The sequence below is a fragment of the Ruegeria sp. AB8 genome (assembly GCF_056542605.1).
On the sequence record NZ_JBQGAB010000020.1, the window covers coordinates 1 to 18,779 of the forward strand.

Sequence of the window (18,779 nt, forward strand, 5' to 3'; positions counted from 1 at the left end):
CGGTCTTCTCTTCACCGTGTTCGGCAGCCGGACCGGCCATCATCCGGGCGAAGATGCCTTTGTCGCTCCACCGCTTCCAACGGTTATAGAGCGTCTTGGGCGGGCCGTACTCACCTGGAGCATCCGACCACCGCAGGCCGCTGCGATTGATCAAGACAATCCCGCTCAGCACCCATCTATCATCGATCCGTGGCCTGCCATGCGACTTCGGGAAGAAAGGCTAAAACTTGGCCATTTGCTCGTCTTTCAGCCAATAAAGGTCGCTCATGTCATCGCTCCGTTTTCCAAGCCGTGACACATGCAGCGCTGCGACATCAATGCATCTTGAGCCTAAGCCATCGCAACGAATCCCCAATCTCATTAGATCGAATTCGCCAGCGAGTGTGCCGCTAGGAATATCAACCATTCTGTTTACCAGTGGAAGGCCGCGGGATCCTTCTTTTACAGAAGGTTACTGTGTGGGGTTTGCGCTCATGACGGACCTCAGCTACCACTAAAATCAATCACTTGCACTAAGGTTTAACCAGCCCATCGCACCGGACCAAAATTCCAGAGGATAGATTGGGGGAACAAACTGCGCTAGAATCCGTCAACTCGGGGGCACAGCGGTGATGCGCGATCCGCCTACAGATCAAGCTTCTGACCCCCGCAACGGTATCCGATCTGAACAACCAAAACTCACGGCTGAGCGAAAACACGCCGCGCTTGTAGCGGTATTTCGCCACGTCAACCACGGCTCTCTTTTTGAAACTCATGAGATGCTTTAAGTCGAGCGGGGCATTTGGGCAGGGCAGAAAAATGAAACTCAGCGCATTAGAAGTTTTTTGTATTGTACTCGCAAGCGTCGTGGCGGGCGCTGGATTTGTTGGAGCAGCGAGCGCATTGATTTCGGGTATTTGAAACACCTGAACAGCACGCCTTCCCTGAATTGAGGAAAGTCAGACCGCCCAATTGCGCACGAAGCGCATTGGCGGGGACCGTCCGCTCTTGCGGCCGCGATGCTGTGACAAGCGATAGAACGTTTGGCTTATCGCGAGACGTTTCGATGAACAGCCGAGAGCTACCCGGGATCCACGAACGCCGCGCCCCGGAGCCCTTTGACAAATCTCGCGGTCGCTTTTGCAGCTCTCGGCTGGATTCTTTTGCGAAATTTGGCATTCTGTAGCCCCATGCGATCATTGAGGGTCTCTCGTGCTGCCATCCGAACGTCATGCAATCATTCTCGAAGAAGTGTCGCGCCAGCCTGCGGTTTCTATTCGTTCTCTGACTGAACGTCTTGGCGTATCACGGGAAACCGTGCGCAAGGATATCGAGCAGTTGGCCCAGGAAAACAAGCTCAACCAGGTGCGCGGCGGGGCAACCAGAGTGCGCAGGCATGAACCTCCTATGGCTGACCGCACCCAAACCAACCGTGCGGGCAAGGAGCGTATTGGTGCATATGTCGCCAGCGCAATCCCGGACGGGGCCAGCGTGATCATTGACAATGGGTCGACGACACTTGCCGCAGCTAAGGCTCTGGCGGCCACCCGCCGTGAATTAACGATATACACGAATGACTTAACAATTGCCTCGGTTCTGACACCGGCAGCGGCAGAGATCACATTGCTGGGCGGACGGCTGGATTTTTCCGAGAATGCAACAATGGGTCTGGATACACTGGAACACCTTTCCAGATATAACGCGGAATACGCGCTGGTCGGGGTTGGCGGGATCAGCGCGCGGGCCTTGCTCACCTATTTCTCGCTGGAAGGCGCCAACTTGCGCCATATGATGATGGAACGGGCACAGCACCCTTTCCTTTTGGCGGACAGCAGCAAGTTCGGGGTGGTTGGGCAGATCGCAGTGAAAGCTCTGCCCTTTGACGTGACCCTTGTTGTTGACGGTGAACTGCCCAAGGACATTTCCGAAGCGCTGGAAACCCAACCAATGGATATTGTGCGGGCTTAACGCAAAGAAAAGAAAATATTTGCCAACTTTTGCAAACTACCAATAAGGTGAGTGCAGACCCGATTCCTTCTGCACGGAGCAAGGCAATGGCCAGCACCCAACTTCCGCACAGCGCGCAAACTGTCATTGTGGGGGGCGGTATTGTTGGCTGCTCGGTCGCGTATCACCTGACGAAGATGGGGCATCGTGATGTGGTGTTGTTGGAACAGGGCCAGCTGAGCTGTGGCACCACCTGGCACGCGGCGGGTCTGGTTGGTCAGTTGCGCAGCCAGCCTGCGATGACCAATCTGATCCGCTATTCGACCGAACTGTATTCTCAGCTTGAGGCCGAGACCGGGCTGGCCACAGGTTGGATGGAATGCGGTTCCGTTACCGTGGCACGCACGGAGGACCGCATGACAATGCTGCTGCGCACGGCGGCCGCAGCCCGCGCGCAGGGGGTCGAGGTACAGGTCATCACCCCGCAGGAGGCGCAGGACAAATGGCCTGTGATGCAGGTGGATGACGTCAAGGGTGGGTTGTGGATGCCCGGCGACGGCAAGGCCAACCCGACCGATCTGACACAGTCTCTGGCCAAGGGCGCGCGCATGGGCGGCGCCAAAGTCATAGAAGGTATCAAGGTTACCGATATTCTGACCAAAGACGGAGCAGTCAGTGGTGTCGTGACCGACCATGGTACCATCGAAGCCGAGATTGTGGTGAACTGCGGCGGTCAGTGGGCGCGCCAACTGGGCAAAATGTGCGGCGTCAACGTACCGCTGCATTCGGCCGAGCATATGTACATCGTGACCGAACAGATCGAAGGCGTGAAGCCTGGCCTGCCTGTGCTGCGCGACCCGGACGGTTATATCTATTTCAAAGAGGAAACCGGCGGTGTGGTGATGGGCGGGTTCGAACCCGAAGCCAAGCCATGGGCAATGGACGGCATCCCCGACAAGTTCTTCTTCCAGCTTCTGCCCGATGACTGGGACCAGTTTGAAATCCTGCTGGAAAACGCGCTGATCCGGGTTCCGCAGATGGCCGACGCCGGCGTGCGCAAATTCTATAACGGGCCTGAAAGCTTCACCCCCGACAACAACTACCTTCTGGGCGAGGCACCCGAACTGAAGAACTTTTTTGTGGGGGCCGGGTTCAACTCGATGGGAATTGCCAGCGCCGGTGGGGCTGGGCGTGCTTTGGCTGAATGGATTGTCGAGGGGGCTCCGACTTCGGATTTGTTTGCTGTCGATATCCGGCGGTTCGCAAACTTCAACAACAACCCGACGTGGCTGCACGATCGGGTCAAGGAAACGCTGGGGCTTCACTATGCCATGCCCTGGCCCAATCGCGAGCTGGACACCGCGCGCCCGTTCCGCCGCTCGGCCCTTTACGACCGCTTGGCGGCTAAAAATGCTGTATTCGGATCAAAGATGGGCTGGGAGCGGGTGAATTTCTTTGCGTCGGAAGGCGAAGCACCCGAGATTCAATACAGTTTTGGCCGCCAGAACTGGCATGACGCAGTTGCGGCCGAGCACAAGAACACCCGCGAGGGCGTGTCGATCTTCGATCAAAGCTCGTTCGCGAAGCTGCTGGTTCAGGGCCGGGATGCCTGCGCACAATTGAACCGCATTTGCGCGGCAAATGTCGACGTCCCGATCGGAGGCACGGTCTACACCGGTCTGCTAAACGACCGCGGCGGGTACGAATCCGACCTGACAGTGCTGCGCCTGAAAGCGCAGGAGTTCCTTCTGATCACCGGCTCGGCCCAGGCGGTGCATGATGCGGATTGGATTCGCAAGAATTTCGACGCGGATGCCCACGTGTTCCTGACAGATGCCACGGCCGCATGGTCGGTTCTGGCGGTCATGGGGCCGAATGCCCGCGCGGTTCTGAACAAACTGACCAAGGCCGATCTGTCCAACGCGGCCTTCCCGTTTGCCACCCATCAGGAAATCGATCTGGGCTATGCCACGGTTCTGGCCAACCGCATGACCTATGTGGGTGAACTGGGCTGGGAACTGGTGGTGCCGATCGAATTCACCGTTGGCGTATACGAGGATCTGATGCGCGCCGGGGCCGAGTTCGGCATCCGCGATGCGGGATACTACGCGCTGGAAGGGCTGCGCCTGGAAAAGGGTTTCCGCGCCTGGAGCCGAGAGTTAACGCCCGACATCACTCCGCTACAGGCAGGGCTGAGTTTTGCGGTCGATTTCGAAAAGCCCGGCGGCTTTATCGGGAAAGACGCGCTGCTGGCGGCAAAAGAGGACCCCGATCACCTGAAAACACGCATCGTGCAACTGGTGCTTGATGATGGCTCGGCACAACTGTGGGGTGGTGAGGCCGTGTTGTATGACGGGGTCGAAATCGGCGAGGTCCGCTCGGCCGCTTATGGCCATACGCTGGGCGCGGCCGTTGCACTTTGCCGGTTGGACGCGCCCCGCCCGGTAACGGCCGTTTTTTTCCGCGACGGGACCTTTGAAATCGACCTTGCCGGAACCCGGTTGTCGGCAACAGCCTATATGCGAGCCCCGTACGATACCCAAAGCGAACGGCCGAAGATGGACGGCTAGTCTTGGATGACCCCCTGCCGAAATGAACCCGGATGAAACACCGTTCGGTTATCGGGCCCGAAGCGAACCAAACCTCCAAATTCGGCTTTCTGCGTTGCGATAGTTTGCCATTGGACCAGCTTGTCCTTGACGAACAGACCTCCGGTTCGGTTCTGTCGGTCGCGTGCCACGCACTTGCGCTGGCAAACCAAACGCGCGCGCGTATCAGCGCATTGAGGTCGGAGTTCTGATGCACGCCAACAAACCAAACCATTTCATCGGCTCGCAATGACGACCTCGGCGCTTCTTATCGTTTTGACCGCTGCCTTTTTGCATGCGCTCTGGAATGCGGTTGTCAAAGGGGCGCCCGACAAAGCAATCGTTTTGGGGCTGGTATCACTTGGCCACGCAATCCCCGCGCTGTTTGCGTTGCCGTTCTTCGGGTTACCAGTTTGGGCAGCCTTCCCTTTTATCGTTGGTTCGACCCTGATCCACTGGGGGTACTACTGGTTTCTGAACACCGCATATAAACATGGCGACCTGTCGATGGTTTACCCCATCTCGCGCGGGATCACGCCTATTCTGGTCGCGCTGGGCGCAATTTTGTTTGCAGGAGAGCTTCTTTCGACGGTCGCATGGATCGGCATACTCTGCATCTCGGCAGGTATCGGGTGCCTGTCTCTTGCCGGGGTGGGCAGACAAACGAACTGGATCGCCATAGCGGCAGCCCTTGGCACGGGCCTGATGATTGCGTCCTATTCGATTGTGGATGGTATCGGCATTCGGCTGTCCGAGAACGCATTGGGATACATCGCGTCCTTGTTCGTCGCCGAAATTATTGTTGCTGGGTTCATCTTCACGACCCGATGGCAGCGCCTTGTGGCACTGCCCAGTCGCTTTGTCTGGGCAGGTCTGGCGGGTGGCGTCATTTCCGGCCTGGCCTACGGACTGGTGCTGTATGCCAAGACGATTGCGCCTTTGGGCGTGGTGTCGGCACTCAGAGAAAGTTCCGTGATCTTTGCGTCGATTATTGGCGTCATGTGGTTTGGCGAAGGGCCCAAGTCCAACAGGCTTCTTGCGGCGACAATCGTGGCGCTCGGCATCTTGGTTTTGGCAATGGCGAGATAACGAAGTCTGAGGGCAGATTTCGGACGCAGAACTCGGAAACACGCACAAAAAAGTACTTATCTTCATCACAAATCCCGGCGAGATGCCGGACCACCGTAGGAACAATACCGATCCCGCCTGTGTTCAGCCTCTGGTCCACACTGGGGCCGACACTAGCGGACGGCACCAAAAGTATGCAAAACAAGTTGCTTCAAACGGTTAGGCCCTGCCGCTCCGTTGCCGGAATTGGTCGCAACTGTCGGCAATCCACAGCTGCTTTTCCATAGGGTGCACTTATGATGTTGAAGATATAATCGATTTTTCTTGAAGTTTTTATCTGTCAAACTGTTGATACAAATCTGAATAGAACGCCGCGCAAGAATGGCGAACACGTCAAGAAATCACCAACAGAGGATAACAATGAAACACACGACATCATTTCTTGCCGCTCTGGCCGTCAGCGCAATGACCGCGACGGTTGCGGCATCGGAAACAGAATTGACAGTGTACACCGCCGTCGAGGCGGAAGATCTGGCCCGGTATGCCGAGACGTTCAACCAAAGCAACCCTGACATCAAGATCAACTGGGTTCGCGACTCGACCGGGATCATCACCGCCAAACTGCTGGCTGAGCGGGACAACCCCCAGGCAGACGTCGTATGGGGGCTGGCGGCTACATCGCTGTTGCTGCTCAAGTCGGAGGGCATGCTGGAACCTTACGCACCTGCCGGCGTCGAGAATCTGGATCCCAAATTTGTCGATGGCGACAATCCACCCGCGTGGGTTGGTATGGATGCCTGGGTTGCATCCGTCTGCTACAACACTGTCGAGGCTGAAAAGGCCGGGCTGAAGCCACCCACCTCGTGGAAAGACCTCACTGACCCGATGTACAAGGATCAGGTTATCATGCCGAACCCGAACTCGTCAGGCACCGGGTTCCTTGACGTTTCAAGTTGGCTGCAAATGTTCGGCGAAGAAGGCGGATGGGAGTACATGGACGCGCTGCACGAAAATATTGCGCGCTATACGCATTCGGGTTCCAAACCCTGCAAGCTGGCGGCAGCGGGCGAAATCCCGATCGGTATCTCGTTTGCCTTCCGCGGCGCCAAGTCCAAGGCGGATGGCGCGCCTCTTGAGATTATCGTCCCGTCCGAAGGCGTAGGCTGGGACATGGAAGCCACCGCAATTGTCGCCGGAACGGCAAATCTGGAAGCGGCTCAGAAACTGGTTGATTTCACAGTCACCAAGGAAGCCAACGAAATGTACAACACCGGCTATGCGGTTGTGGCCTACCCCGGCGTCGCAAAACCGGTTGAGCACTTCCCAGACGGTCTTCTGGATGCCATGATTGACAATGATTTTGAGTTTGCCGCGAATAACCGTGCGGCAATCCTGAAGGAATGGCAGTCTCGCTATGACGGAAAGTCGGAAGCGAAATAAACACGATAGCAGGAGAGGTGCTTTTGCCTCTCCTGCGCGCCCTTCTCTTTTTCCCAAAAACATGACCTGCGCACCTGGCAATGCCCAGCCCGGATCAGCCATGCCCGAGGTGCAGATGTGAGGACTTCTCCCGTGCTTCAGAAAACACCTCCCGGTGAACTGTATCTCAGCATCCAGAACTTGTGGAAGGCGTTCGGCAGCTTTCTCGCTCTCAAGGATATTTCGCTGGAAATCAACGATGGCGAATTCGTTTGTTTTCTGGGCCCGTCGGGTTGCGGGAAAACGACCCTGCTCCGCGCTATCGCCGGTCTGGATTTGCAGACCAAGGGGACGGTCATGCAGGACGGCAAGGACGTGTCCAACCTGCCCCCGTCCGAGCGTGATTTCGGGATCGTGTTTCAGTCCTATGCGCTGTTTCCGAACCTCACGATTGAAAAGAACATTGCCTTTGGTCTGGAAAACTCGGGCCACAGCAAATCTGAAATCGCTGTCCGCGTGAATGAGTTGCTTAATCTCGTCGGCCTGCCGGATCAGGGCAAAAAATATCCGGCACAGTTGTCGGGTGGGCAGCAGCAAAGGATTGCCCTGGCCCGCGCCATCGCAACCAAGCCCGGTCTGCTGCTTCTGGACGAACCCCTTTCGGCGCTTGATGCAAAAGTACGCGTCCATTTGCGGCATGAAATCAAAGAGTTGCAACGCAAGCTGGGCGTGACCACCGTGATGGTGACGCATGACCAGGAAGAGGCCCTGGCCATGGCGGACCGGATCGTGGTCATGAACCATGGCGTGATTGAACAGGTGGGATCGCCCACCGAGATATACCGCCATCCAAGGAACTTGTTTGTCGCCGATTTCATTGGCGAGATGAACCAGCTGTCGGCAGTTGCCGGTGACCCTCAGACGATAGAACTGGGCGGGTCCGTGCTGAAATGCACGCGGCATTCGCATCAGAAAGGAAGCCGCGTCATAGCTGCTGTCCGACCTGATGATGTCATTCCACATGGAGAAGGTGCGCGGTCTCCGGGTGCGCCGGATACAATTACCACCCCGGAAAACGCCTTCGAAGTGCTGATCACCGAGATGGAGTTCCTTGGTTCGTTCTGGCGGTGCCGCCTGAGCAATGAGCGGTTCGGCACTTCGGAGCTGATCGCGGATTTCTCGATCAATGCCGTACGCCGCCTTGAGCTGGCAGAAGGGCGGACGATGATGATCGAGCTTCCCGAAGACCGCCTGATGGCCTTTGACGTACCGGAGACCGGGGCATGAGTACCGCTTCTACCAACAGTAACACTTTGCCCCCCGGCCCAATCATCAAACCCAAGCTCAGCCGCGACGACATCCTGATGCGCGGAAGCATGATGGTCATCGTGCTGTATCTGATCGTGACGCTGGCGCTGCCGCTTTACACGATGCTCTCAAAGTCGTTTTCCACCTACCGGGTGGAACTGTCCCAGTACGAGTTTCAGGTCAGCGATGACGCAGGAAGTTTTGATGGAACGATCCTGTCGGGCGATGCGCTGAACCGCGAAACCGGAGCATTTGCCGACACCGATCTTGTGACGGGTTCGGACGGGCGCTTGCCTGTTACAGGTTTCTTCCCGGATTTCAGTTTCCGCAGTCCGGTGATGTATCAGATCCGGAACACGACGGATACCGGTCGGTTCCTGGTGGGATCGACTTTGCAGGAAGGAACCGATTGGGTCGAGCTGGATTCCAATACCTTTCGGCGGGTTCAACTCCGGCCCGTCCAGTCCAGGGGATTGGATAACTTTGTAAATTACTTCTCGACGCCCGCGCTGTTCAATTCGATCAAGAATTCGCTTTGGATTTCGGTTGTCAGCACGATCGTCACCGTGACGCTGGCCTTCTGGTTTGCCTACGCGCTCAATCGTAGCTGTATGCGGTTCAAAGGTGTCTTTCGCCTGATCGCAATGGCGCCAATTCTCGTTCCCTCGCTGCTGCCGGGTATCGCCTTGGTATACCTGTTTGGTAATCAGGGCATGATCAAAGAACTTCTGTTCGGCGCCAGCATCTATGGTCCGATCGGCATTGTGATAGGCTCGGTCTTCTTCACCTTTCCGCATGCCTTCCTGATCATCTCAACGGCGCTGGCGATTTCGGATGCGCGGCTCTACGAGGCTGCGGCAAGCCTGCGGTCAACCCCATGGCGCACGTTCTGGACGGTGACCGTTCCGGGTGCCAGGTACGGCCTGATCTCTGCCGCCTTTGTTGTTTTCAATCTGGTAATCACCGATTTCGGCCTGCCCAAAGTCATTGGCGGGCAGTTCAACGTGCTTGCGGTGGACATCTACAAGCAGGTGATCGGCCAGCAGAACTTTGAGATGGGCGCGGTTGTGTCAGTGGTTCTGGTGATCCCGGCGATCCTGGCTTTTGCGATCGACCGCATGGTTCAGTCCAAACAGGTGGCGCTGCTGTCGGCCCGGTCGGTGCCGTATCAGCCAACTCCGAACCCGAAAGCTGATCGCCTGTTTCTGGCCTATTGCAGCGCGGTCGGCCTGTTCATCGTTGGCCTTCTGGCAGTGTGCCAGTTCGCGGCCCTGATCAAGTTCTGGCCCTATGATCTGAGCCTGAGCCTTAGGAACTATCAGTTCGACAAGATGGATGGCGGCGGCTGGGGGTCTTATTTCAATTCGATCCGGCTGGCCCTGCTGACGGCAATCATCGGCACGGCGGTTGTGTTCTTCGGGGCTTACCTGGTTGAGAAATCACAAGGGTTCCGCACCGGCCGATCAATCTTTCAGATGTTCGCGATGTTGCCGATGGCCATTCCGGGCATGGTACTGGGGCTGTCCTACATCTTTTTCTTCAACAACCCGTCAAACCCGCTGAATGGCATCTACGGCACAATGGCGATTTTGGTGATCTGTACGGTGACGCACTTCTACACCGTATCGCACCTGACGGCGGTGACGGCCCTGAAGCAAATGGACCGCGAGTTCGAGTCCGTGTCGGCGTCGCTCAAGCAACCGACGATGAAGCTGTTTGCACGGGTGACGGTTCCGGTCTGCCTGCCAGCGGTTCTGGACATATCCATCTATCTGTTCGTCAACGCGATGACGACCGTGTCGGCTGTGGTGTTTCTGTACTCCCCCAAGACCACGCTCGCCTCAATCGCTGTCCTGAATATGGATGATGCCGGAGACATCGCACCGGCGGCGGCAATGGGGATGATGATCTTCTACACAAATGCCGCGGCCCGGATCATTCATCAGATAGCGTCCAAGGGCATTCTGAAACGCACTCAAGCCTGGCGAAGTCGCTAGCGGCCATTTTGACACCCTGCCCCGCCAATCAGCTATTGGCGGGGTTTTCTTTCAAAGTCCGCTGCACGAACTCCATGAAGGCGCGGATGATCTTCACCTCGCGGCGTTGCGAAAGCGAAATGATGCTTTCGCCCATTTGCAGGTTGATCCCCTGCAACTTGATCTGCCGCAGCCGGTCATCATGCCCGTATTCCGCCTGCGAAACAAAACCGATGCCGGCACCGGAGGCCACAAGTTCCCGAATTGCTTCACGCCCTTCGGCAACGATCGCCGGTTTAAGCATGATCCCGTGCTTTTTGGCCTCATCTTCCAGTTTCTGGCGCGTTTTTGACCCGGTCTCGCGAAAGATAAGCGGCAGCTTTGACAACTCTTCCAGGGACAGGGTCGGTTTGGACGCCAAAAGCAAACCCTGGGCCGCAAAGGCGACGATCTCGGTGGATCCAAGGCTAAGAATTTCCATGTCCTTGCCCGGAGACAGGCTGCCGACAACGCCGATCTCCGCATTATAGGACCGGAGTTCCTCCAGAATTTCCTCGGTATTGCCCGAGCGCACGGTGATTGTGACGTTCGGATTCTTCTTCTGAAAAGCCCCCAGAAATGCTGTCAGGTGGTGCGCTGAGTCGGCGATGATGCGCAGCTCTCCATCAACCACGGCCTTGGTCTCGGAAAGGTAGTCCTCGATCTGATCTTCGATCTCGAAATATTGTTTGGTGTATCTGTAAAGCTGCTCTCCTTCATGGGTCAGGGTCACACGTTTCCGTTCGCGCTGGAACAACAACAAATCGTGATCCTGTTCCAGCTTTCGCACCTGCTCGGAAATGGCCGGCTGTGTCAGATACAAGGCTTCTGCTGCACGCGAAAAACCACCGTGTTTAGCCACGAAATGAAAGGCTTTGAGCTGACTGTGCCGCATCGCGTATCCCCGTTTCCCAGTACATAGGCTGAGCTTATAATTAGATCGATAATTGCAATTTCACATATAGCAACCGTTGCTGCAATTGTGTTCTTGAAAACGCTTTTCTGGAGCATGGATATGACGCCTTCCAACGCAAAAATCGAACCTCCTCGCCTCGGTGAACCATATCTTCTGACACCCGGTCCTTTGACAACGTCCTATGCTGTAAAAGAAGCCATGTTGAAGGATTGGGGCAGTTGGGATGACGACTTTCGCGCCATGACACGCGAAGTGCGGTCCAGCCTTCTCGCGTTGCTTGGCGAAGGGGCTGACGACTACGATTGCGTCCCCATGCAGGGCAGCGGTTCGTTCTCGGTCGAGGCGATGCTTGCGTCGTTTATCCCCCCCAATGGCAAGGCGCTGGTTCTTGCGAATGGCGCCTACGGGCAACGATCTGCGCAGACCTTGGAATATCTGGGGCGCGACCATGTCGTTCTGGACAAGGGGGATTACCTGCCGCCCAGGGGCGAGGAAGTTGCCCGCATTCTTGCCGAAGATCCCGACATCACCCATGTGGTCGCTATTCACTGCGAAACCAGCTCGGGAATTCTGAATCCGGTCGAGGAGATATCCGATGTCACCTATGCCGCCGGGCGCAAACTTCTGATCGACTCGATGTCGGCGTTTGGCGCGGTGGAACTCAAACCCACCGAAATCCGCTACGAGGCGATGGTGTCTTCGGCCAACAAATGTATCGAAGGCGTGCCCGGTTTCGGCTTCATCGTCGCCCGCAAATCCGAGCTTGAAGCCGCGAAGGGCAACAGCCATTCCTTGTCTCTGGATGTGCACGCGCAGTGGGCGCACATGAACAAGACCGGCCAGTGGCGGTTCACACCGCCAACACATGTGGTTGCCGCTTTTATCGAGGCACTCAGGGCACACGCCGCCGAAGGGGGCGTACCCGGCCGTGGCGGGCGTTACACCCGTAATCGCGATGTCATGGTCGCCGGAATGCGAGAGCTGGGCTTTGAAACGTTGCTGGACAATCGTTGGCTCAGCCCAATTATCGTCACCTTTTTCTGTCCCGCGGACGAAAAATTCGTGTTTGATCAGTTCTATAACCTGATGAAATCCAAGGGATTCATCATCTACCCGGGCAAACTGACGGTGGTCGACAGCTTCCGCGTCGGATGTATCGGCCAAATGGACGAACACGTCATGCGAATGGTCGTGACCGCCGCAAAGGAATCATTGGAGGAGATGGGCGTGACCAACGCGGCACCTCCCCTCCGGGCACTGCAAGAACGCGCCAAACTGGCTGCCTAACTATCAAGGAACATGACAAGATGACCATCCAAAACCCCGTTGTAGCAAACGAACGCGTCTATCCGACGCCCAAGGTCCCCGCAGTCGCCATCTGCCTGGATGGGTGCGAGCCTGAATATCTGGAGGTTGCGATTGCCAAGGGCCTGATGCCCAACCTCAAGCGGATGCGCGAAGAAGGCACCTACCGGCTGGCCCATTCCGTGATCCCGTCCTTCACCAACCCCAATAACCTGTCGATCGCCACCGGACGCCCGCCCATTGTGCATGGCATCTGTGGCAACTACTTGATTGACCCGGAGAGCGGCGAAGAAGTCATGATGAATGACGTGCGTTTCCTGCGTGCACCGACCATCTTCTCGCAATTCTACGATGCCGGGTTCCGCGTTGCCATGGTCACCGCCAAGGACAAACTGCGCGCGCTTCTTGGTGCGGGGCTGAAGTTCGACGAAGGTCGTGCAGTCGCCTTTTCCTCGGAACGTTCAGGCGAGACGACTATGACTGAGCACGGCATCGACAATGCCAGCAAATGGTTGGGCATGGACGTCCCCGAGGTTTACTCGGCCGAACTGTCCGAGTTTGTCTTTGCTGCCGGCGTCAAGCTGTTGAAAGAGTTCAAGCCCGACGTGATGTATCTGTCGACCACGGACTATATTCAGCACAAGTTCGCGCCCGAACAGCAAGGCGCGCTGGATTTCTACGCGATGTTCGATCGCTATCTGGGCGAACTGGACGCGTTGGGTGCCGCCATCGTGGTGACCGCCGACCACGGCATGAAGCCAAAGCACTTGCCTGATGGCTCGCCTGCCGTTGTATATGCGCAGGATCTGATGGACGAATGGCTGGGCAAGGACGCCGCGCGGGTCATCCTGCCGATTACCGATCCTTATGTCGTGCATCATGGCGCATTGGGGTCTTTCGCGACCGCCTATCTGCCCGAAGGCGCGGATCAGGATGACATCATAGCAAAACTCAGAGCAACCGAGGGGATAACCCACGTGCTGACCAAGGCCGAAGCCATCGAGCAGTTCGAGTTGCCGGGCGACCGGATTGGCGACATTGTGATGGTCTCGGGCGAGAACATCTGCATTGGCACGTCCGAGCACCGTCACGATCTGGCGGCCCTGAAGGAACCCCTGCGCAGCCATGGCGGTTTGACCGAGCAAGAAGTTCCGTTCATCGTGAACCGCGTCATCGACCTGCCCAACCAACCGGTTTTGCGTAATTTCGACGCCTTCTTTTACGCAACCACAGCAGCGGCACAGTAAGTCATGAAAGATCAGACCATGTCGAACATCGAAATACGAAACGAAGGAATGCGGATCGGCGGTGAAGTTGTCTTCACCGACGAAACCGTTCCAGTGCACTACCCCTATACCAACGAAGTTGTGGGATACGTTCCGGCCGGAACCGCCGAGCATGCGCGCAAGGCTTTCGAGATTGCGGCGAACTACAAGCCGAAGCTCACCCGGTATGAACGCAGTCAGATCCTGCAGCGCGCGGGTGAACTGATCGGAGAAAAGCGCGAATATCTGGCCAAGTGGCTGACGCTTGAACTGGGCATCTGCCACCAGCACGCGATCTACGAAACCAAGCGCGCGCAGGATGTCTATCAGTTCGCTGCCGCCGAGGCACTGAAGGATGATGGCGAGATTTTCTCGTGCGATCTGACCCATAACGGCAAGGCCCGGAAAATCTTCACCATGCGCGAGCCGGTCAAGGCGATCAGCGCGATCACGCCGTTCAACCACCCGCTGAACATGGTCAGCCACAAGATCGCGCCGTCGATTGCCACCAACAACTGCATGGTCTGCAAACCGACGGAATTGACCCCGCTGACCGCATTGACCCTGGCGGATATTCTGTACGAGGCGGGCTTGCCGCCCGAGATGTTCCAGGTTGTCACCGGCTGGCCCGCTGACATCGGCGACGAGATGATCACCAACGAGCATATCGACATCATCACCTTCACCGGCGGCGTGCCTGTGGGCAAGATGATTGCCGAGAAGGGCGTTTACAAACGTCAGGCACTGGAACTTGGCGGCAATGATCCTCTGATCGTCCTCAACGACCTCAGCGATGCTGATCTGGACAAGGCTGCCACGATTGCGGTTGCAGGTGCCACCGGCAATTCCGGCCAGCGCTGTACGGCGGTCAAGCGCATTCTTGTACAAGAGAGCGTCGCGGATAAGTTCGTGCCGCTGGTTCTGGAGAAGGCCAAAAAGATCAAATTCGGCGATCCGCAGGATCCTGAAACCGAATTGGGCTGCGTGATCCACAACAAAGCGGCGGAAGTCTTTGAGAACCGCGTTCATCAAGCCGAAAAAGAGGGCGCGGAAATCCTCTATCACCCCGGCCGTCAGGGCGCGCTTCTGCCGCCGATCGTTGTCGACAAGGTGCCCCATGACAGCGAACTGGTGATGGAGGAAACCTTTGGCCCGATCGTCCCCATTGTACGTGTGCCCGACAATGATGAAGAAGTAATGGCTATCTCGAACTCGACCGAGTTCGGCCTGTCCTCGGGCGTATGCACCAACGATCTGAACCGCGCCATAGCCTATATTAACGGGCTGAACGTGGGCACATGCAACATCTGGGAACAGCCGGGTTACCGGATCGAAATGTCGCCCTTCGGCGGAATCAAGGACAGCGGAAACGGCGTGAAGGAAGGCGTTATCGAAGCGATGAAGTTCTTTACCAACGTGAAGACTTATTCGCTGCCCTGGCCTGGCTAACGTGCCTGCCCCTTCTGCAAACAGGAGGGGTCCAGGAAATTTCTCCCCGGAACTGGCGGACCCTTCGGGGCCCGCCCCTTTTCCAAAACGACAGTGAGAAACGGATATGCCACAGATTGTCCATACAGAAGGGGAATCGAATACCTCGGAAGCCCGCAAAGCCTGGCTGAAGAAGTCCATCGGGCCCAAATCATCGCCGCTGCTGAAACGCGACTCGGATGTGTTCCTGCATCAATCCCTGTCCAGCCCCTGCGTCAGCACGATTGCCAAGGCCGAAGGTATCTGGATCGAGGATTTCGACGGTCGCCGCTACATGGATTTCCATGGCAATTCGGTACATCACATTGGCTATGGCCATCCCCGTCTGGTGCAGGCGATCAAGGATCAGCTGGACGACCTGCCCTTTGCCCCACGCCGTTTCACCAATGACCCGGCGGTGGAACTGGCCGAAAAGCTGGTGGCCATCACCCCGGGCGATCTGGGCAAGGTACTGTTCACCACCGGCGGTTCGGACGCCAATGAAGTCGCGCTCAAGATCGCCCGCGCCGCGACGGGCCGTTTCAAGACGCTGAGCTTCTGGGACGCCTTCCACGGTGCGGGCTTTGGCGCAGCAAGCGTTGGTGGCGAGGCCACTTTCCGCAGCCACATCGCCGGGCCGCTTTTGCCGGGAACCGAGCATGTAGCACCCTTCCACCCCACCCGATGCCCCTATGGGCACACAACGCTTGAAGCCAGCGCCGAAGCCTGCGCCAACATGATCGACTATGTGCTGGAACGCGAAGGCGACATCTGCGCCGTCGTGGCCGAGGCGATGCGTGCCGTGCCCATCGTGCCGCCGCCAGGTTTCTGGAAGCGGGTGCGCGAAATTTGCGACCGGCACGGCGCATTGCTGATCCTGGATGAAATTCCGACCGGGCTGGGCAAGACCGGGCAGATGTTCTCGTTCCAGCATGATGAAATCGTCCCCGACATTGTCACCATCGGCAAATCGCTGGGCGGGGGTATCTTGCCAATTGCCGCCTGCATCGCCCGGAAAAATCTGGATGTTTGCGGGGACTTTGCCATTGGGCATTACACGCACGAAAAGAACCCCGTAACCTCTCGGGCCGCTTTGACGACAATGCAAATCATAGAAGACGAGGGCTTGGTCCAGCGCGCGGCCGAGTCGGGCGAATACGCGATGGGGCGCCTGGTCGACGCCCTTCAGAATGTTCCCATCGTTGGTGACATCCGGGGCCGCGGCCTTATGTTCGGGATCGAGATTGTCGAGGACCGTTCCAGCAAGACGCCCGGAAATGCCCGCGCGGAACAGATCTACTATGCCTGTCTCGAAGCGGGGTTGAGCTATAAGATCAGCCAGGGTTGCGTTCTGACCCTGTCGCCGCCGCTGACGATTTCGCAAACTGAACTGGATCGTGCCATCGACATCGTTGTTGCCGCAATCACAGAGGCAAACTGAGCCGACTGGCCATGGCGGCGGGCAAGATCGCCAATTGGTTCGGTAACGGGCGCACTTGGCGCAACCCAATAAGATGCTGCAAAATAGACCGGATTTCCTGTCCTTGTTTGCCGTCGCCTAAGGCTCAAAAGCCATCTGCAGCGGATCGCAAACAAACTGCGGTGCAAATACCTGTTTTGAAGCCGGAGTGAAGCATGGCAGTTGTCACCTTCCTGATCAGTTTGACCGGGGCAACCATGCTTCTGCTTTATGCAGTACGCATGGTGCGCACTGGAATCGAACGCAGCTACGGCGCGTCGTTCCAACGGGTGATGACGCGCCAGCGCAGCTACCTGCATGCCTCGGTGGTTGGGCTGATGATGGCGGTCGTGCTGCAAAGCTCGGCCGCCGTGGCTTTGCTGACGTCCGGGTTTTCCGCCAGTGGGATGCTGAGCTTTCCAGCCGGTCTGGCGATTGTACTGGGTGGCGATCTGGGCTCGGCGTTGATCATTCAGATCCTGTCCTTTCGGCTGGACTGGCTTGTACCGCTGCTTCTGGCAATTGGCGGCTATCTGTTCGTCAAGACCGAAGCCAAGAAAGCACGGCAGCTTGGGCGTATTCTGATGGGCGTGGCATTTATCCTGATCTCGCTGAGGTTCCTGCGCGAGGCGATGGACCCCATCCGGGACAGTGCATTTCTGCCCGCCGTCGCCGATTATCTGGCGCGCGATTACATCACGGCCTTCCTTGTCGGGGGTGCCCTGGCTTTTGTCATGCACTCGTCGGTCGCGGCCATCCTTATGTGCGTGACGCTTGTACAGATCGGCGCAATCCCTTTTGCCGCCGGTATGTCATTGGTTCTTGGCGCGAATTTTGGCTCTGCCTTCATTCCGGTCTGGCTGACCCGGGGAATGCCTGTGACGGCACGACGCATCCCCTACGCAAACCTGGCGCTGCGGGGCAGTTGGGCTTTGGTGACCCTGTTTGTGGCGAAACTGGCCCTGCGGACCGGGCTCTTGGGAGAACCGCAGGGGGGACAGATGCTCGTCAATGTGCATCTTGCATTCAACCTGTCACTGCTGGTTCTGGCGCTTCCGTTTTGTGGGCGCTTGCAGGCACTGTTCGAAACGCTTTTGCCAGACCCCCAAAAAGAACAGAAGCCGCAACCCGCAAGACCGGTCAGTGCGTTGGACATCAGATGCGTTTCGAACCCAAACCAAGCGCTGCCGAGCCTGAAGCGGGAACTTCTCCGGATGAGCGATCTTCTCGAGACCATGTTCCGCCCGGTGCTGGAACTGTACCGACACGGTGATAAGGAACAGATCCGGTCTGTTCAGGCGATTGACGAGGATGTGAACCGGTGCCTCTCGGGTATTCGAACCTTTGTTGCAGCGATACCGGCTGAATTATACGAAAAACAGGATGCCAAAACCGCGCGCGATCTGATGGAGTTCGCTATTCGGCTTGAAACGGCCGGGGATGTTGTTGCCAAACGCCTGACTGTTTTGGCGGGCGAAATGCGCGCCAAGGGTTCAAGTTTCTCACAAGAGGGCTGGTCGGAACTCGTCCACATGCACGAGAGCATTCTGTCGAATATGAAACTGGCTTCGAACGTGCTTATTTCGGACGATCTGGAAAGCGCGCGCCTGCTGAGCCTTGAAAAAACCGAAATAAAACGCGTGGAACGTGACAGCCGCAAGCGACACCTGCGCCGATTGCAACATGGGACAACGGAAAGCTTCGAAACCAGCGATATGCATCTGGAGACTTTGCGTGCGTTTCGAGAGTTCAACAGTCACATCGCCTCTGTCGCCTACCCGGTCCTGTACCGCTATGGGCAATTGTTGGAGACGCGATTGATCAAGGAAATTGCCGACGAGCCAAGCGGTCCGTGAGATCGTCTCAACTCGTTTGCCTTTTTGATAGCGGTGTTCGCAAAGTCTGACGGTGGCCTTGCGCTGGTTCCGACCCCGGATACAGATGCGCACCCTTGTCGGTCAGAGCTTGCCTGAACCAATCAACATCCTAGGCTCGAACTCCACCTAGCCAATCGACATTGGCGGGTCCCTCAAAAGGGCCCTT

Annotated in this window: 12 protein-coding genes and 1 pseudogene; 11 read left to right on the forward strand and 2 right to left on the reverse strand. The window is 57.1% G+C overall.

Features of this window, described 5'->3' with window-relative positions; translation table 11 throughout:
- Nucleotides 1–268: pseudogene (locus ACR0CG_RS18560) on the reverse strand (transposase); the annotation flags it as partial.
- 923 nt (nt 269–1,191) lie between these two features.
- Between ACR0CG_RS18560 and ACR0CG_RS18565 the strand changes: the two are divergent.
- The 6 genes from ACR0CG_RS18565 (at nt 1,192) to ACR0CG_RS18590 (ending at nt 10,306) form a co-directional block, all read left to right on the forward strand.
- Nucleotides 1,192–1,947, forward strand: a complete 756-nt coding sequence (locus tag ACR0CG_RS18565; RefSeq protein ID WP_480526761.1) for a DeoR/GlpR family DNA-binding transcription regulator — start codon at nt 1,192–1,194, stop codon at nt 1,945–1,947.
- An 86-nt stretch (nt 1,948–2,033) separates the two neighbouring features.
- Complete coding sequence (locus ACR0CG_RS18570; protein WP_480526763.1) at nt 2,034–4,496, forward strand: GcvT family protein; 2,463 nt, start codon at nt 2,034–2,036, stop codon at nt 4,494–4,496.
- A 267-nt stretch (nt 4,497–4,763) separates the two neighbouring features.
- Nucleotides 4,764–5,603, forward strand: a complete 840-nt coding sequence (locus ACR0CG_RS18575) for an EamA family transporter (RefSeq protein ID WP_480526765.1) — start codon at nt 4,764–4,766, stop codon at nt 5,601–5,603.
- 399 nt (nt 5,604–6,002) lie between these two features.
- Nucleotides 6,003–7,022 carry a putative 2-aminoethylphosphonate ABC transporter substrate-binding protein gene (locus ACR0CG_RS18580; protein ID WP_170825226.1) on the forward strand — a complete coding sequence of 340 codons (1,020 nt, stop codon included), beginning with the start codon at nt 6,003–6,005 and terminating at the stop codon, nt 7,020–7,022.
- Nucleotides 7,023–7,154: 132 nt separating this feature from the next.
- Nucleotides 7,155–8,288, forward strand: a complete 1,134-nt coding sequence (locus ACR0CG_RS18585; RefSeq protein WP_321250806.1) for a putative 2-aminoethylphosphonate ABC transporter ATP-binding protein — start codon at nt 7,155–7,157, stop codon at nt 8,286–8,288.
- Nucleotides 8,285–10,306: a putative 2-aminoethylphosphonate ABC transporter permease subunit gene (locus ACR0CG_RS18590; RefSeq protein ID WP_170681671.1), complete on the forward strand. Its 2,022-nt coding sequence runs from the start codon at nt 8,285–8,287 to the stop codon at nt 10,304–10,306. The genes ACR0CG_RS18585 and ACR0CG_RS18590 overlap by 4 nt, the downstream gene beginning before the upstream one ends.
- Nucleotides 10,307–10,334: 28 nt before the next feature.
- Here ACR0CG_RS18590 and ACR0CG_RS18595 read toward each other — a convergent pair whose 3' ends face one another.
- On the reverse strand, nt 10,335–11,219 hold the full coding sequence (locus ACR0CG_RS18595; RefSeq protein WP_170612114.1) for a LysR substrate-binding domain-containing protein: 885 nt from the start codon (nt 11,217–11,219) through the stop codon (nt 10,335–10,337).
- A 120-nt stretch (nt 11,220–11,339) separates the two neighbouring features.
- On the opposite strand from ACR0CG_RS18595, the gene ACR0CG_RS18600 reads away from it, so the two are divergent.
- The 5 genes from ACR0CG_RS18600 to ACR0CG_RS18620 all read left to right on the forward strand — a co-directional run bounded on the left by ACR0CG_RS18600 (nt 11,340) and on the right by ACR0CG_RS18620 (nt 18,592).
- Nucleotides 11,340–12,527, forward strand: coding sequence for a 2-aminoethylphosphonate--pyruvate transaminase (locus ACR0CG_RS18600; RefSeq protein WP_480526767.1), 1,188 nt, complete (start codon nt 11,340–11,342; stop codon nt 12,525–12,527).
- A 20-nt stretch (nt 12,528–12,547) separates the two neighbouring features.
- On the forward strand, nt 12,548–13,792 hold the full coding sequence (gene phnA, locus ACR0CG_RS18605; RefSeq protein WP_480526768.1) for a phosphonoacetate hydrolase: 1,245 nt from the start codon (nt 12,548–12,550) through the stop codon (nt 13,790–13,792).
- Between the two features lie 3 nt (nt 13,793–13,795).
- A complete protein-coding gene (gene phnY, locus ACR0CG_RS18610) occupies nt 13,796–15,259 on the forward strand; it encodes a phosphonoacetaldehyde dehydrogenase (protein WP_480526770.1) in 1,464 nt (487 codons plus the stop codon).
- A 106-nt stretch (nt 15,260–15,365) separates the two neighbouring features.
- Entirely contained in the window at nt 15,366–16,718 is a 1,353-nt protein-coding gene (pbfA, locus tag ACR0CG_RS18615) for a (R)-1-hydroxy-2-aminoethylphosphonate ammonia-lyase (protein WP_480526771.1), read from the forward strand.
- Nucleotides 16,719–16,912: 194 nt separating this feature from the next.
- Nucleotides 16,913–18,592 carry a Na/Pi cotransporter family protein gene (locus tag ACR0CG_RS18620; RefSeq protein ID WP_480526773.1) on the forward strand — a complete coding sequence of 560 codons (1,680 nt, stop codon included), beginning with the start codon at nt 16,913–16,915 and terminating at the stop codon, nt 18,590–18,592.
- Nucleotides 18,593–18,779 lie beyond the last annotated feature (187 nt).

What these genes read in the sequence shown, in the direction of transcription:
- ACR0CG_RS18620 (WP_480526773.1), top strand. Translation starts at nt 16,913, where the DNA reads ATGGCAGTTGTCACCTTCCTGATCAGTTTGACCGGGGCAACCATGCTT.
- ACR0CG_RS18590 (WP_170681671.1), top strand. Translation starts at nt 8,285, where the DNA reads ATGAGTACCGCTTCTACCAACAGTAACACTTTGCCCCCCGGCCCAATC.
- ACR0CG_RS18575 (WP_480526765.1), top strand. Translation starts at nt 4,764, where the DNA reads ATGACGACCTCGGCGCTTCTTATCGTTTTGACCGCTGCCTTTTTGCAT.
- phnA (WP_480526768.1), top strand. Translation starts at nt 12,548, where the DNA reads ATGACCATCCAAAACCCCGTTGTAGCAAACGAACGCGTCTATCCGACG.
- phnY (WP_480526770.1), top strand. Translation starts at nt 13,796, where the DNA reads ATGAAAGATCAGACCATGTCGAACATCGAAATACGAAACGAAGGAATG.
- ACR0CG_RS18580 (WP_170825226.1), top strand. Translation starts at nt 6,003, where the DNA reads ATGAAACACACGACATCATTTCTTGCCGCTCTGGCCGTCAGCGCAATG.
- pbfA (WP_480526771.1), top strand. Translation starts at nt 15,366, where the DNA reads ATGCCACAGATTGTCCATACAGAAGGGGAATCGAATACCTCGGAAGCC.
- ACR0CG_RS18600 (WP_480526767.1), top strand. Translation starts at nt 11,340, where the DNA reads ATGACGCCTTCCAACGCAAAAATCGAACCTCCTCGCCTCGGTGAACCA.
- ACR0CG_RS18570 (WP_480526763.1), top strand. Translation starts at nt 2,034, where the DNA reads ATGGCCAGCACCCAACTTCCGCACAGCGCGCAAACTGTCATTGTGGGG.
- ACR0CG_RS18595 (WP_170612114.1), bottom strand. Translation starts at nt 11,219, where the DNA reads ATGCGGCACAGTCAGCTCAAAGCCTTTCATTTCGTGGCTAAACACGGT.